Annotated in this window: 9 protein-coding genes; 1 reads left to right on the plus strand and 8 read right to left on the minus strand. The window is 62.1% G+C overall.

Annotated features, from left to right (window positions below):
* Positions 1-7 precede the first annotated feature (7 nt).
* From CWR53_RS09945 to CWR53_RS09975, 7 genes are all read right to left on the minus strand, one after another.
* A complete protein-coding gene (locus tag CWR53_RS09945) occupies positions 8-1,063 on the minus strand; it encodes a hypothetical protein (RefSeq protein ID WP_100851398.1) in 1,056 nt (351 codons plus the stop codon).
* Positions 1,064-1,248: 185 nt separating this feature from the next.
* Positions 1,249-2,664 (minus strand): efflux transporter outer membrane subunit, encoded by a 1,416-nt coding sequence (locus CWR53_RS09950; protein WP_100851399.1) that lies wholly within the window; start codon positions 2,662-2,664, stop codon positions 1,249-1,251.
* Complete coding sequence (locus tag CWR53_RS09955; protein ID WP_078478594.1) at positions 2,661-5,840, minus strand: efflux RND transporter permease subunit; 3,180 nt, start codon at positions 5,838-5,840, stop codon at positions 2,661-2,663. Before CWR53_RS09955 ends, CWR53_RS09950 begins: the two co-directional genes overlap by 4 nt.
* Before the next feature lie 12 nt (positions 5,841-5,852).
* The gene (mexE, locus tag CWR53_RS09960) at positions 5,853-7,094 is read right to left on the minus strand and encodes a multidrug efflux RND transporter periplasmic adaptor subunit MexE (protein ID WP_058637755.1); all 1,242 of its coding nucleotides are present in this window, start codon (positions 7,092-7,094) and stop codon (positions 5,853-5,855) included.
* A gap of 175 nt (positions 7,095-7,269) precedes the next feature.
* Positions 7,270-7,557, minus strand: a complete 288-nt coding sequence (locus tag CWR53_RS09965; RefSeq protein ID WP_100851400.1) for a hypothetical protein — start codon at positions 7,555-7,557, stop codon at positions 7,270-7,272.
* 86 nt (positions 7,558-7,643) lie between these two features.
* Positions 7,644-8,996 (minus strand): GntP family permease, encoded by a 1,353-nt coding sequence (locus CWR53_RS09970; RefSeq protein WP_027914937.1) that lies wholly within the window; start codon positions 8,994-8,996, stop codon positions 7,644-7,646.
* A 99-nt stretch (positions 8,997-9,095) separates the two neighbouring features.
* A complete protein-coding gene (locus tag CWR53_RS09975; protein WP_100851401.1) occupies positions 9,096-9,635 on the minus strand; it encodes a gluconokinase in 540 nt (179 codons plus the stop codon).
* A 204-nt stretch (positions 9,636-9,839) separates the two neighbouring features.
* Between CWR53_RS09975 and CWR53_RS09980 the strand changes: the two genes are divergently transcribed.
* Positions 9,840-10,859 carry a LacI family DNA-binding transcriptional regulator gene (locus CWR53_RS09980; protein WP_058637753.1) on the plus strand — a complete coding sequence of 340 codons (1,020 nt, stop codon included), beginning with the start codon at positions 9,840-9,842 and terminating at the stop codon, positions 10,857-10,859.
* Positions 10,860-10,887: 28 nt separating this feature from the next.
* Here CWR53_RS09980 and CWR53_RS09985 read toward each other — a convergent pair whose 3' ends face one another.
* Entirely contained in the window at positions 10,888-14,169 is a 3,282-nt protein-coding gene (locus tag CWR53_RS09985) for a transporter substrate-binding domain-containing protein (protein WP_100852617.1), read from the minus strand.
* Positions 14,170-14,171: the final 2 nt, after the last annotated feature.

The following is a 14,171-nucleotide window of genomic DNA, read 5'->3' on the forward strand; positions in this document are numbered from 1 at the left end:
CGCATGCCTAAAGGTCTTTCTGCAGATAAGGATCATCCGGGTTCTGACGCTCGAGTTCGGCGAGCAGCACCTGCACATTCTGCAACTGCCCGGACTCTTTCCAGTACTCGATCAGCAGGACTCTGGCTTGCCGATTGGCGGGCGTCCTGCTCAGAATGGCTTCCAACTGCCTTTGGGCCGCATCCAGTTGCTCAAGATCATGCAGGGTCTTGGCAAGGCTCAGACGATACTCGGCATTGTCCGGCTCCAGTTCCACCGCCCGTGACAGCGCCAACAGTGCGTATTCCTGCTGGTCGTGACGAATCAGCCAACGGCCGAGCTCATGCTGCAAGAACGCCGAATCGGGGGTTACTGCCAGCGCATCGGCCAGCACCTGACGTGAAGCATCCTGCGCCCCTTGGCGCTCAAGCAAGGTCACCTTCAACGCCACGGCATCAAGGTTACTGTCATCGCCTGCCAATGCCCGCTCGATGGCAGCGCCCGCCTTGACATACTCGTCCTCGTGCAGGTACAGGCGGGCAAGCTGGACCTGAGCATCGACGTCCTGGGGCTGGGCGAGCAGAACCTGTTCCTGCGCTTGAATGGCTTCGTGCAAGGCGCGGATGTAAAGGCCCATGCTGTCAGGGGCCACGTCCAGCAGCGCCCCTACGGCTGCAAAACGAACGCTCTGCTCGCTGTCTTCGAGCAGGGGGCCAAGTATCAGGCTCCGCTGAGGCCCAGGCAGCAGGCGGCTGATCGCGGACACGGCGGCGCGGCGTACAATGGCATCGGCATGATTCAGGTCTGCCTCGGCCAGCTTGAAGGCCTGCGCAGATGGGTAATTGGGCAGTTCGGCATACAGGGCCGCTCGGCGGATGGCCGGTAGGTCACGGCGCTGCAGCTGTTGGTACAAGACCCGTGCAGCGCCGGGCTGACCGTCATGGGCCTGGCGCAGTGCCTTCACGTAGCTGTGCGGGGGCAGGGCTGGCTGTTCAGGCTCCACGTCGCGCCACAGATAGCCGAACAGCGCTGACAGCATCATCAACGGCAGCAGTGCAATCAGGTAGCGGGTACGTCTTGGCATCGGACGGTCCGTGTGTCAGGAGTGGCAAAGCTTGGGCCAGCCTACGGGCAAATGCAACCGAGGCTGGGCACGCACGTGGCGGGCTGGGCTTGAAACCCCCAGGCTTGAGAAAAAAAACCCCGCAGAACTGAATCGGCGGGGCAAACGGTCGGTCATGGACCCACCAAAGGAGCCTGTGGTGCTGCTCAGTGCGAACTGGCCACCGTGTCGGGTTGCCAGCCGCCACCGAGTGCCTTGTAGATCGAAACGATTCCTCGATAGAGGTCCACCTCGCCAAGCGCCTGCGCATCTTCCGCACTGAGGCGCTCGCGCTCGGCATCGAGCAGCACCAGGTAATCGACTGACCCCTCGCGGTAGCGGATCGACGCCAGGTCGGCCGCCTTGCGGCTGGCTTCGCTCTGACGCATCAGCGACAGCAGGCGCTGCTGGATCTTGTCGTAGTCGCTGAACGCGTTGGCCGACTCTTCCAGCGCCAACAGCACCTGCTGCTCATAATTGGCCAGCGCGCCTTGCGCGTCGGCCTTGGCGCCGCGCAGGCGTGCCCTCACGCTACCCAGGTCAAACGCCGCCCAGGTAATGCTGGGGCCCAAGCCCCAGGCGCCCGCTGCCGAGGAGCCGAGCTGAGAGCCGCGCGCTGCGGTGAAGCCCAGGAAACCGCTCAGGCTCACCCGGGGAAACAGATCTGCCGTCGCCACCCCGACGTTGGCGGTGGCCGCAGCAAGCTGGCGTTCGGCGCTGCGGATGTCCGGGCGGCGGCGCAGCAGTTCACCCGGATCGCCTACAGGCAGGGCCTTGGCGATGGCGGGCAGGGCCCTGGGCGAAAGGTCCACACCGATTGCGTCAGGCCGACGGCCCAGCAAGGTGGCGATGCGATGCCGCGACCTGGCCTGTTGAGCCTGCAACTGCGGCACACTGGCTTCAACCCCTGCCAGGCGCGCGTCGGCCCGCACCACGTCCAGTTCATTACCCACCCCGGCATCGCGCAACGTTTCAGTGATGGTACGTGACTGTTGCTGCGTCTTGAGGTTCGCCAAGGCAATGTGTTCACGCAGTTGTGCGCCGCGCAGCTGGCCATAAGCGTCGACCAGCTCGGCGATGAGACTGACCTGAAGTTGCTGAAGGTCGGCCACCGCTGCTGCTTCCTGAGCCTGGCTGGCTTCGATCTGTCGGGAAATTCGCCCGAACAAGTCGACTTCCCACGCCATGTCCAGGCCCAGGTCATAGCGCTCGGCATTGACCCGGTGGTCGGTCTGGCCAGGCACCTGGCCTTTGCCCACTTCACTGCTGGCACGGCTTGTCACGACCGGGAACTGATCGTTTTCGGCATCGTCCCGAATTGCCCTAGCGGACTTAAGCCGTGCGAAAGCGACCTGTAGATCTCGGTTGCCCTCTAACGAGGCCTGCACCAGTTGGTTCAGGGTCGGGTCGTCGAACTGTTTCCACCACAGGCTCTCGAAACGGGTGCGGTCATAGGCCTTGGCCTGGGCGTCGACCTCCAGCTGGGCTGGGGCAGTGGCCGGAGCCTGGTAATCGGGTCCCACCGCGCAAGCCGCCAGGGCCAGGCTGAGCAGGCTCGGTGTCAGGTGTTTGAACAGGTTCATGCAGGGTTCTCCAGCGGATGGACGCGCTCGGCTTTGCGGGCCTGGCGTCGCTCGACAAAACGGCGGATCAGGAAGAAGAACACCGGCGTCAGGAACAGCCCGAACACCGTGACGCCGATCATTCCGGAGAACACCGCCACGCCCATGGCATGTCGCATCTCCGAGCCCGCGCCCGAGCTGAACACCAGTGGTACGACACCCATGATGAACGCGATGGACGTCATCAGGATGGGGCGCAAGCGCAGACGGCAGGCTTCGAGCACCGCAGCCAGGGGATCGAGGCCTTTGGCCTGCTCGTCCTTGGCGAACTCGACGATCAGGATGGCGTTCTTGCAGGCAAGCCCCACCAGGACGATGAGCCCGATCTGGGTGAAGATGTTGTTGTCGCCTCCCGAGACAATGACCCCGGTGATGGCCGAGAGCAGCGTCATCGGCACGATCAGGATCACGGCCAAGGGCAGGCTCCAGCTCTCGTACTGGGCGGCCAGTACCAGGAACGCCAACAGCACGCACAGCGGGAACACGAACAGCGCAGTGTTGCCCGAGAGGATCTGCTGGTAGGTCAGGTCCGTCCACTCGAAGGTCATGCCGTTGGGCAGTTCCTGCTTCAGAAGTTTCTCGATGGCCGCTTCCGCCTGGCCTGAACTGTACCCAGGCGCCGCTGCGCCATTGATTTCCGCGGTGATGAAGCCGTTATAGTGCATCACGCGGTCGGGCCCGGAGGTGTCGGTAACCTTGAGGAACGTGGCCAGTGGGATCATCTCGCCCCGGTTGTTGCGCACCTTCAGTTGGCCGATCTGCTCGGCGTCGAGTCGGAACTGCTGCTCGGCCTGCACGTTGACCTGGTAGGTACGTCCGAACCGGTTGAAGTCGTTGGTGTACAGCGACCCCAGGTACACCTGCAGGGTGTCGAAGATATCGTTGATGGCCACGCCGTGGGTCTTGGCTTTCTCGCGATCAATGGCCGCGTCGACCTGCGGCACATTGACCTGGTAGCTGGTGAACAGCCCCGCAAGCTCAGGCACCTCATGGCTCTTGGCAATGATGTTCTGGGTTTCCTTGTACAGCGCTTCGTAACCCAGGTTGCCACGGTCCTCAATCTGCAGGCGGAAGCCACCGATGGTACCCAGACCTTGCACGGGCGGCGGCGGGAAGATCGCGATGTAAGCGTCCTGAATGTCCGCGAACTGGGCGTTCAACGCCGCGGCGATGGCAGCTGCCGACTGGCTGGGGTCCTTGCGTTCGTCGAAGGGCTTGAGGGGAGTGAACACGATGCCGCTGTTGGGGCTGTTGGTGAAGCCGTTGATCGAAAGGCCCGGGAACGCGACAGAGTCCGCCACGCCCGGTTGCTTGAGGGCAATCTCGCTCATGCGCTTGATTACCGCTTCGGTGCGGTCAAGGCTGGCGGCATCTGGCAGCTGGGCGAAAGCCACCAGGTATTGCTTGTCCTGGGCAGGTACGAAACCCGTTGGCGTGGAGGAGAACCCCAGGTAGGTCAGGCCCATCAAACCGGCATAGACGAACAAGGCGATGCCACTGGAGCGGATCACTCGGCGAACGCCGCCTACGTAGCGATGGCTGGCGCGGTCGAAGAAGCGGTTGAACGGGGCAAAAAGCCAGCTGCCCAGCAACTTGTCCAGCAGCCGCGAGAACGTGTCCCGGGGTGCATGGTGGTCTTTGAGCAACACCGCTGCCAAGGCAGGGGACAGTGTCAGCGAGTTGAACGCCGAAATCACCGTAGAGATCGCAATGGTCAGGGCAAACTGCTTGTAGAACTGCCCGGTCAGCCCCGAGATGAACGCTGCAGGGACGAACACCGCGCACAACACCAAGGCGGTGGCGATAATCGGGCCTGTCACCTCGCTCATGGCTTTTTGCGTGGCCTCGAGCGGTTTGAGGCCCAGCCCGATGTTGCGCTCGACGTTTTCCACCACCACGATGGCGTCATCGACCACGATGCCGATTGCCAACACCAACCCGAACAAGGAAAGGGCGTTGAGCGAGAAGCCGAACAGGTGCATCACGGCAAAGGTGCCGATCAGCGATACCGGCACGGCCAGCAACGGAATGATCGATGCACGCCAGGTCTGCAGGAACAGGATGACCACCAGCACGACTAACACCAGTGCTTCGAACAGCGTGTGCACCACCGCCTCGATCGAGCCGCGCACGAACACGGTGGGGTCGTAGACGATGCTGTAGTCCATGCCTTCGGGGAAGTCTTTCTTCAATTCCGCCATCTTCGCGCGCACTTCATCGGAGATGTCGATGGCGTTCGAGCCTGGGCGCTGGAAGATCGGGATGGCCACGGCGGGCTGGTTGTTGAGCAGCGAACGCAGGGCATACTGGCTGGAACCCAGTTCGACGCGAGCGATATCCTTCAGGCGCGTGATTTCACCGTCCGCACCGGCCCGGATGATGATGTTCTCGAATTCTTCCTCATTGACCAGGCGACCCTGGGTGTTGATCGAGAGCTGGAAGCTGGTGGAGCCTGGTGCGGGCGGAGCGCCCAGCTGTCCCGCAGCCACCTGGCGGTTCTGCTCGCGAATCGCGGTCACCACATCGGTGGCCGTCAGGTTGCGCGAGGCGGTCTTGTTAGGGTCCAGCCACACGCGCAAGGAATAGTCGCCCATGCCAAACAGTTGCACATCACCCACACCGCCCAGCCGCGCCAGCTCGTCCTTGATGTTCAAGATGGCGTAGTTGGACAGGTAGAGCATGTCATAACGGTTGTCCGGTGAGGTCAGGTGCACGACCATGGTCAGGTCGGGCGAGGCCTTGTCCACCGTGATACCGATACGGGTCACTTCCTCGGGCAGCTTGGGCTGCGTGCGGGTCACACGGTTCTGCACCTGTACCTGGGCATTGTCCAGATCGGTCCCCAGGGCGAAGGTGATGGTCAGGGTCAGCTTGCCATCGGCGGTGGACTGCGAAGACATGTAGAGCATGTTCTCGACCCCGGTGATGGCTTGCTCCAGGGGCGCGGCGACGGTTTCGCCGATGACCTTGGGGTTGGCACCCGGGAAGTTGGCGCGCACGACGACCGTGGGCGGTACGACTTCGGGGTATTCGCTAATGGGCAACTGGAACAGCGATATGGAGCCGGCGATCAGCAGCACCAGTGACAGCACCGCCGCGAAGATGGGCCGGGTGATGAAGAATTTGGAGAAGTTCATCGGTGGGGTTCCTCAACCGCGCGGCGCAGGGGCGCTGGCGCCCTGGTTGGTGGTGCCGGCCACTTTGGCCGTGCCGGTGCTCGCTTCCAGCGCCTGACGTTGCTGGGCGAGTGCGGCCAGTGTCTGCTCGCTGGCCATGGGCGCTTCTTCAGGGGTGACCTGGGAGCCTGGGCGCACCCGCTGCAGGCCCCTGACGACGATGCGATCGTCCTTGGCTAGCCCGCTGCGCACGATGCGCAAGCCCTCGAGCTTTGGCCCCAGCTCGACAGCGCGGTAAGCCGCCTTGTTGTCCTTGTCCATGACCAGCACGAACTTCTTGCCAAGATCGGTGCCCACCGCTTCATCGTTGATCAGCACAGCATCGTACTGTGCGCTGCCGACCAGTTTCAGGCGTGCATACAGGCCAGGGGTGAATTCACCGCGCTTGTTGTCGAACACGGCCCGTCCACGAATGGTGCCGGTGCGTGGGTTGACCTGGTTGTCGACGAAGTTCATCTGCCCCAGGTGCGGGTTGCCAGTCTCGTTGGTCAGGCCCAGGTAGACCGGTGTGCTTTGCCCGCGCTGGCCTTGGCGGGCCAGCTGCGTGTACTTGAGGTAAACGCGTTCGTCAGCATCGAAATAGGCGTACACCTTGTCGGTGGAGACCACGCTGGTCAGAGGCGTGACATCGGCAGTGACGATGTTGCCGGCGGTGAACTGCGCGCGGCTCACGCGGCCGTTGATAGGGGAGGTGACCCGGGTGAAGCTCAGGTTCAGACGTGCCAGGTCAAGTTGCGCCTGGATGGCATCTACGCCGGCGCGTGCTTCGGCCGCAGCGCTGTTGCGTGATTCTGCCAGTTCGGCGGAGATGGCATTGCTGTCTCGTAGCCGCTCGCCCCGGCGGGCTTCGTTGGCGCTTCGGATGGCACTGGCCTTGGCTTGTTGCAGCTGGGCCTCAAGGCGGCGGACCTCGGCCTGGAACGGCCGTGGGTCGATCTGGAACAGCAGGTCACCTTTGCGCACCTGGGCGCCTTCGGTGAACGCCACCTGGTCGATCTGACCCGAGACACGGGGGCGCACCTCGACGGTTTCCGGCGCTTCCAAGCGCCCGGTGAACTCGTCCCATTCGTTGATCGGCTGCTCGATCACCTTGGCCACGGTGACCTTTGGAGCCGCCGGGGCCTGCGCGGCATCGGGGGTTTTGCTGCAAGCGCCGAGCGCTACCACTGCAAGGGCTGCAAGTGGGACGCCGAAAGGTTTGAGTGACTGCTCCATGGAGAACTCCGCCAATATATTAGGAATGGGCGGAGTGTGAGTGTGTTGCGCGCGGGGAACGAATCGAATGGGCTGAAGGTTAATATCATGGCGAATGATATGAACCCGTCGCTTATCGCCTTCTGGCGATAAGACAGCTGCTCAGCGATGGGGCGCTACAGGCGCCCCCAACAGCTCAGGGCTGGCTTGCACCCTTGCCGGTTGTGCCTTCCGAGCCAGTGCCGTCCATGCCTGGTAAATCCTGGTTGTCGTTCTGCTGGGCTGGCGGGCTGTCTGGATCGTTGCCCTGTAGCCTTGGATCCGTATCACGGGGCATAGGCTTTTCAATCGGGTTGAGCGTGCTGTCTGCGCCTGGCTTGGGTGCCTGGTTGTGTGGGTCATCCGGGTAAGTAGGCCCGGTCCCGGCAGCGAGGGCCAGGGGTGAGGCGAGCAGGGCAAGCAGCAGGATGCAGGGGCGATTCATGGCAATCTCCTTAGCGACGGGCAGGGCAGGTTCGTAACCTTTTGGCCTTGCCCGGCAGTTCAAAGTGCCAGCACCCCGATCAACGGTCACACCACCAGCGACAGCGCCATGATGAACACGATGCCGACCACTGACAGCAGGGTCTCCATCATGCTCCAGGTTTTGAAGGTCTCGGCCACGGTCATGTTGAAGTACTGCTTGACCAGCCAGAACCCGGCATCGTTGACATGGGACAGGATCAGCGACCCGGCACCGGTCGCCAGCACCAGCAGTTCACGGTTCACCCCAGGCACCAGGTCGATTACAGGTGCCACGATCCCTGCGCCGGTGATGGTCGCCACTGTGGCAGACCCTGTGGCGATTCGAATGACCGCAGCGACCAGCCAGGCCAGCAGAATCGGCGAGATCTCGGCTTGCACAGCCATTTGCCCGATCACGTTGCCAACGCCAGTATCGACCAGCATTTGCTTGAAGCCGCCGCCGGCGCCAACAATCAGGACGATCGCAGCCGTGGGCGCGAGGCTGTGATCGAGCATCTTCATGATCTGTTGGCGATTGAAACCGCGCGCCGAGCCAAAGGTGTAGAACGCCAGCAGCAAGGCGGCGAGCAATGCAGTGATAGGGTGCCCGATCAGGTCCATCCATTGGCGCACGATGTGCTCGGCAGGCAGCACCACGTCGGCGAAGGTCTTGAGCAGCATCAGTACCACCGGCAGCAACACGGTAATCAAGGTGACGCTGAAGCTCGGCAGGTTGGCCTGGTCCGATTCCTTGGCGATCTGGTCCATCAGCTCCTGGGAAGGGTGCCCGGGGATGTAGCGCGAGATGAAGTTGCCAAACAGGGGGCCGGCGATGATGGCCGTGGGCAGGGCCACGATCAGGCCATAGAAGATGGTCTTGCCGATGTCGGCGTGGAAGATGCCGATGGCCAGCAACGGCCCTGGGTGCGGCGGTACCAGGCCGTGCACGACCGACAGGCCTGCCAGCAAGGGGATGCCGATCTTGATGAGCGAAACCCCGGAACGCCGCGCGACGATGAAGACCAGAGGGATGAGCAGGACGAAACCGATCTCGAAGAACAGCGGAATGCCCACCAGGAAGGCAGCGAACATCATCGCCCAGTGCACGTTCTTCTTGCCAAAGGCCCTGATCAGGGTTTGAGCGATCTGGTCAGCCCCGCCCGAATCGGCCATCAGCTTGCCCAGCATCGTCCCCAGTGCGAGCACGATGCCGACGAACCCCAGCACGCCTCCGAAGCCGTCCTGGAACGACTTCATGACCTTGGCTACCGGCATGCCAGAGGTCAGGCCAAGGAAACCGGCAGCCAGGGTGAGGGCGACGAAGGGGTGCACCTTGAAATGGGTGATAAGCAGAATCAGCCCGACGATGGTAACCAACGCGTCGAGGAGCAGGAAGGTATCAGTAGCCAGTCCGAACATGGTGTGTAGGCCTCGGTCTTATCGTTGTTTTTGGCGGAGCTTGGTGGGTAAGTCGTTGGTAAGACAGCGCTGTCTTGGCGATGCGAAGTGCGAGCAGGCTCAGGCAGTCTGCGCAACACTGTGCTCGGCGCAGCGCTTGAGCCAGCCGTCTACCGCCTCGGCGAGCGCAACGATCGGCTGGGTGGCATCCAGTGTCAGGGTAAGCGGTTCATCGTAGGGTGGCTCAAGGGCGGCGAACTGGCTCTGGATGAGGCTGGCCGGCATGAAATGCCCTGGTCGCGCCAGAACCCGTTGCTTAGCCTGGTCAGGGGTGAGCTCAAGAAAGACGAACATCAGCCCAGGCATCGCGCAACGCAGCGTGTCGCGGTAGCTGCGCTTGAGTGCGGAACAGGTGAGAATCGGTCGAGTGCCGGCCTGACTTATCGCTTGCATTTCCTCGCCCAGACGGACCAGCCAACCAGCACGGTCATTGTCATCCAGCGGAATACCGGCGCTCATCTTGTCGATATTGGCCTGCGGGTGAAAAGCGTCACCTTCGATCAGGTGCCCGCCGCTGGAAGCGGCGATGGCCGATGCGATGCAGCTCTTGCCGCAGCCGGCCACACCCATGACCACGATGGCGGGCAGTGGAGAATTCATCTGTACCTCCTGCAGGGTGGGACAGCGCTGTCTTAAGCTCGGGCAGCGCGATCTCCCCAATGTTATTGATCTTGTGCTTACGCAGTATGGACGCCGTGCGGCAATCACCTGAGGGCAACGTGCAAACAGCCGTTGCCTACGTCCTGAGACAGCGCTACCTTAGAGGCCGTTCCCAGTCCTTGCAAGTAGTAAAATTACAACATTATGGCCCGCATTGGTTCGCGCACTACTGGTCGTCCCACCCTGGCTGAAGTCGCCAGAATGTCCGGGGTTTCCCCCATAACTGCATCCCGAGCCTTGCGCGGCGTCACGACCGTGGCCCCTGAACTCGCTGCCAAGGTCATGGCTGCGGCCACGACCCTTGGCTACGTGGCCAATCCCGCCGCCCGGGCGTTGGCGTCTGCCCGCAGCCACTCGGTCGTGGTGCTCATACCGTCACTGTCCAACCAATTGTTCATCGACACCCTCGAAGCCATCCATGATGTGATGCGCCCACGTGGGCTGGAGGTGCTGATCGGCAACTACCACTACGATACCGCCGAGGAAGAAAACCTCATCCGCAACTATCTGGCCTATCAGCCCTGTGGGATGCTGCTGACGGGTTTCGAACGCACTGACGCTTCACGTCAGATGCTCGCGGCCAGTGGCGTCCCCTGCGTTCACATGATGGAACTGGATGGGGATGCCGACGCGTTGGCGGTAGGCTTTTCCCAGCACCAAGCGGGCCGGGCCGCGGCTCAACACCTGATCGAACGTGGTTGCACACGGCCTGGATTCATTGCGGCACAGCTCGATCCCCGGGTCATGCAGCGGGCCGAGGGCTTTCGCCAAGCGCTGGCAGAAGCTGGGTTGCATGCGGCCGAGCGAGAGGTCCTGACCCCAGCACCGTCGTCCATTGCACTTGGCGGTGAGCTGTTCAGCCGTCTGATCAGGCAGGCGCCGGCGGTGGACGGCATCTTCTTTTGCAACGATGACCTCGCCCAGGGTGCGGTGCTTCAAGCGCTGCGCCAGGGCATCAATGTCCCGCAGCAGGTTGCCATGGTTGGCTTCAACGATCTGCCGGCTTCGGCGCACATGGTGCCCAGGCTTACTTCCATTCGCACGCCAAGGGCTGCGGTGGGGCGGGTCGCCGCCCAGGCATTGTTGACGCTGCTCGATGGCAAAGCCGTGACGCCAGCCCGGCAGGACCTGGGGTTTGAGTTGATGGTGCGAGAAAGCTCCTGAGATTCAACACCCAAGTGATGCAACCGCTTCAGTTCCGCTCTGGTGGTTTGGGCATCGTCTCCAAAGTGGCAATCAGGTCTTGCAGCAGCACTTGCAGGGTGTCCTGGAGTACGCGACGCAAGTCGTCTACAGGACCACCTGCTGCAAGCGCCTGCTCGAGCGCTTCGCAGTCGGCAACCAGGTGACGTACCTTGAGCATTTTGGCCCCACCCTTGATACGGTGAGCCAACGCCTTGAGTGCGCCATCCGGGGCTTGCCCGTCAAGCGTACGCAGCGTTGCAAGGTCTTCGGCCACGCTTTGCGACAACTGCTCGATCAGATGCCGGATCAAATCGTCGTCGTCGCGGGTCAGGTGACGTAATTCGGCCAGGTTCAAGCCAACGGGCCGGGCAGGTGCAGGGGCCGCTTGCGGCTTGCCAGCTGACTGGGGCAGGTGTGCCTTGAGGCCGTGCAGGCCGATAGGCTTGAACAGGCAGTCATTCATTCCGCTGGCCAGGCATCGCTCCCGCTCCTCGGCCTGGGCATTGGCGGTCACCCCCAGAATCATTACGGGCGACAATCCTTGCCGGCGTTCTTGAGCACGGATACGGCGGGCCAGTTCGTGACCGTCCATCACAGGCATGCTGCAGTCGGTGATCACCACGTCAAAGTGCGCTTCACGCCACAGTTGCAGCGCGATTTCGCCGTTCTGCGCCTGGGTCACCCGATGTCCCAGTGCGCGCAACTGGCGGTCAAGCAACAGCAGGTTGGCCGGATAGTCGTCCACGACCAGAATGTTCATCGTGCAAACGTCAAGGTCCGTGCCTGAGTCCTGCTTGTCGGCACTGAGCTCAGGGGCGCACTGGGGCAGGGCCATCACGATCTGTACCTTGGTGCCCACGCCTTCGACACTTTGCAGCGTCAGCGTACCGCCCATGAGCTCGGCAAGAGCCCGGCTAATGACAAGACCCAGCCCGGTGCCCTGGCGCGCACGGGGCCCGTCGACCTGAACGAATGCATTGAACAGACGCGCCTGGTCCGCAGAACTTATGCCAATACCCGAGTCGCGCACACAAAGCTCGACGCACTGGCGTTCTCCTTGCAACGACGTGTGCATCGAGGTGTGGACTTCACCACGGTCGGTGAACTTGATCGCATTGCTGATCAAATTCGACAGCACCTGCTTCAGGCGCGCAGCATCTACCTGAACCCACACCGGTTCGGTGGGTAGGTCACAGGCAAGCTCAAGGCCCTTGGCCCTCGCATTGCCCTCGAAGACGCGAACGGTAGCGCGCACCAGGTCCACCAGGTCGGTGGGGGTCGGCTGCAAACTGATGTGGCCTGATTCGATCCTGGAAATATCAAGAATATCGCCTATCAGCGCTAGCAGACCCAGTGCTGACTCATGCGCGGTCTCGAGCATGTGGGTATCGCATCGACCGTCGCGACTGTCCTCGAGTGCCAATTCCAACAAGCCGATCACGGCATTCATGGGGGTGCGTATCTCGTGGCTCATGGTGGTCAGGAACGTGCTTTTCATGAGGCTGGCCTGCTCGGCTTCATCCTTGGCATGGCGAAGCTGCTCCAGCAAGCCACGACTCAGCGCCAGTTGTGTCTGCAGGGCGCGCTCGGCTTCGACTCGCTTCTGGATCAGTTTGCGCAGGTAGCTGTTCCAGAAGACGACACCTGCGATCAGCAACGCCGCAAGGACCAATACCTGTAGCGCCAGTTCTCGGTAGTTGCGCCATGGGCTGTCGCTGACCACGGTGCTGGTCCTCCAGCGATTGATCAACTGCTCGAGTTCTTCGGGCGCTATGCTCAGTAAGGCTTTGTCCAGGATCGATTGCAATTGTGGCTGATCGGCCGCGACGGCAAACGCCGCAACGGCCGGATCTTCGTCAAGGATGCTTGCGATCTGAAGTCGGTTCTTGAAGACGTGACTGATGTAGTACGCCGCATTGATATGGCTGCTCAAAGCGGCATCGGCACTGCGATTGACCACAGCCTCCATCAGGTCCAGGGGGTTGTCGACTTCGACAAGCCGGGCCTGGGGGTAGCGATGTTGCAGCATGGCGCGCTGCGGAGAGCTGCGAATCAACGCGATTCGTTGCGGTTCAAAGCGCTGGATACCGGCCTGCAACGGGTAATCGGTGCGGGTAACGAGCACGCGCGGGCTGATCAGGTAGGGCCGTGTGTAGCGCACGTGCTTGGACCGTTCGGCGCCGTAACCCAACGCGCCGATCATCATTGCGTCGCCTTGGTCCAGGCGGTCGATCATGGACTGGGCGGACTCGGCTTGCCTGGCATGAAATTGCAGCCCGGTCCTCAGGGTAATTTGTTTGAGCAGGTCCAGGGTTATGCCACTGGGCCGCTGCTGGTCATCGTAGAACGTCAAGGGCGCCAAGGCCGGATTGATCAACACGTCTACGACCGGGTGAGCCGTGATCCAGGCTTGCTCCTCGTCGGTCAGTACACTCAGGTGGCGCTGTAACAAAAGACTGGTGTTGCTGTTGCTCCAGCGCTTGAGGATGGCCAGGCGCTCGCTTTCGCCAATCCGGCGCAGTGCCTTATCGAGCAGTTGACGCAGTGCATCGTTATCGCGTGCCACTGCAAAGGCAAACGCTTCAGGAACAATCGGTGAGAAGTGATCGATCCGCAGTGCGCCTCTGAATGTCTTGCCAATCAGATAGTCCGTGCTGATAGCATCGCCCAGGTAGGCGTCGGCTTCGCCCATTGCCACGGCGGCCAGACCCGCCTGGGTGGAGCGATACAAATTCAGCTGCGCTGCCGGATAAAGGGCGCGGGCACGATTGGCGGGCAGATAATGGTCAACCATGGCCAGACGCAGCCCTGCAAGGTCGTGGGCAGGTGCAAGGCGCTGGCCTTCCCGGGTCACGATCACCGGCAGGTCATCGGCGTACGCTGTAGTCAAGCTCAACCCGGCGTCTGCAGCTTCAAAGCTGTTGGAGCTGCCCAGCACGTCCACGCGTCCTTCATGCAGCGCCTCTATGGCCTGATAGCGGCTATCGAAACGTTTGACTTCAACGGCTATACCCAACAACTCTGCGATGATGCCGACGTAATCTGCCGTCAGGCCTTCGTAGTCATTGGGACTGACATTGATATCGAATGGCGGATAGTCGGGCCGGGAGGTGCCCAACACCAAGCGCTTGCGGGCGTCCAGCCACTGGCGCTCGGCCGTTTGCAGATTCAAAGGCTGCGTGGCACTTACCGAACGGGCCAGCAAACTGCGCGTCTCGCTGGCCAGCGACTGCGCGACGGCGCACGCCAGCATCATCAGCAGGACGGTGCTCGTCAGCACGCGTTTGATCG

Origin of the sequence: Pseudomonas sp. SGAir0191 (genome assembly GCF_002812565.2) — a bacterium.
Taxonomy (GTDB): Bacteria; Pseudomonadota; Gammaproteobacteria; order Pseudomonadales; family Pseudomonadaceae; genus Aquipseudomonas; species Aquipseudomonas parafulva_B.

What these genes read in the sequence shown, in the direction of transcription:
- CWR53_RS09945 (WP_100851398.1), bottom strand. Translation starts at nt 1,063, where the DNA reads ATGCCAAGACGTACCCGCTACCTGATTGCACTGCTGCCGTTGATGATG.
- CWR53_RS09950 (WP_100851399.1), bottom strand. Translation starts at nt 2,664, where the DNA reads ATGAACCTGTTCAAACACCTGACACCGAGCCTGCTCAGCCTGGCCCTG.
- CWR53_RS09955 (WP_078478594.1), bottom strand. Translation starts at nt 5,840, where the DNA reads ATGAACTTCTCCAAATTCTTCATCACCCGGCCCATCTTCGCGGCGGTG.
- mexE (WP_058637755.1), bottom strand. Translation starts at nt 7,094, where the DNA reads ATGGAGCAGTCACTCAAACCTTTCGGCGTCCCACTTGCAGCCCTTGCA.
- CWR53_RS09965 (WP_100851400.1), bottom strand. Translation starts at nt 7,557, where the DNA reads ATGAATCGCCCCTGCATCCTGCTGCTTGCCCTGCTCGCCTCACCCCTG.
- CWR53_RS09970 (WP_027914937.1), bottom strand. Translation starts at nt 8,996, where the DNA reads ATGTTCGGACTGGCTACTGATACCTTCCTGCTCCTCGACGCGTTGGTT.
- CWR53_RS09975 (WP_100851401.1), bottom strand. Translation starts at nt 9,635, where the DNA reads ATGAATTCTCCACTGCCCGCCATCGTGGTCATGGGTGTGGCCGGCTGC.
- CWR53_RS09980 (WP_058637753.1), top strand. Translation starts at nt 9,840, where the DNA reads ATGGCCCGCATTGGTTCGCGCACTACTGGTCGTCCCACCCTGGCTGAA.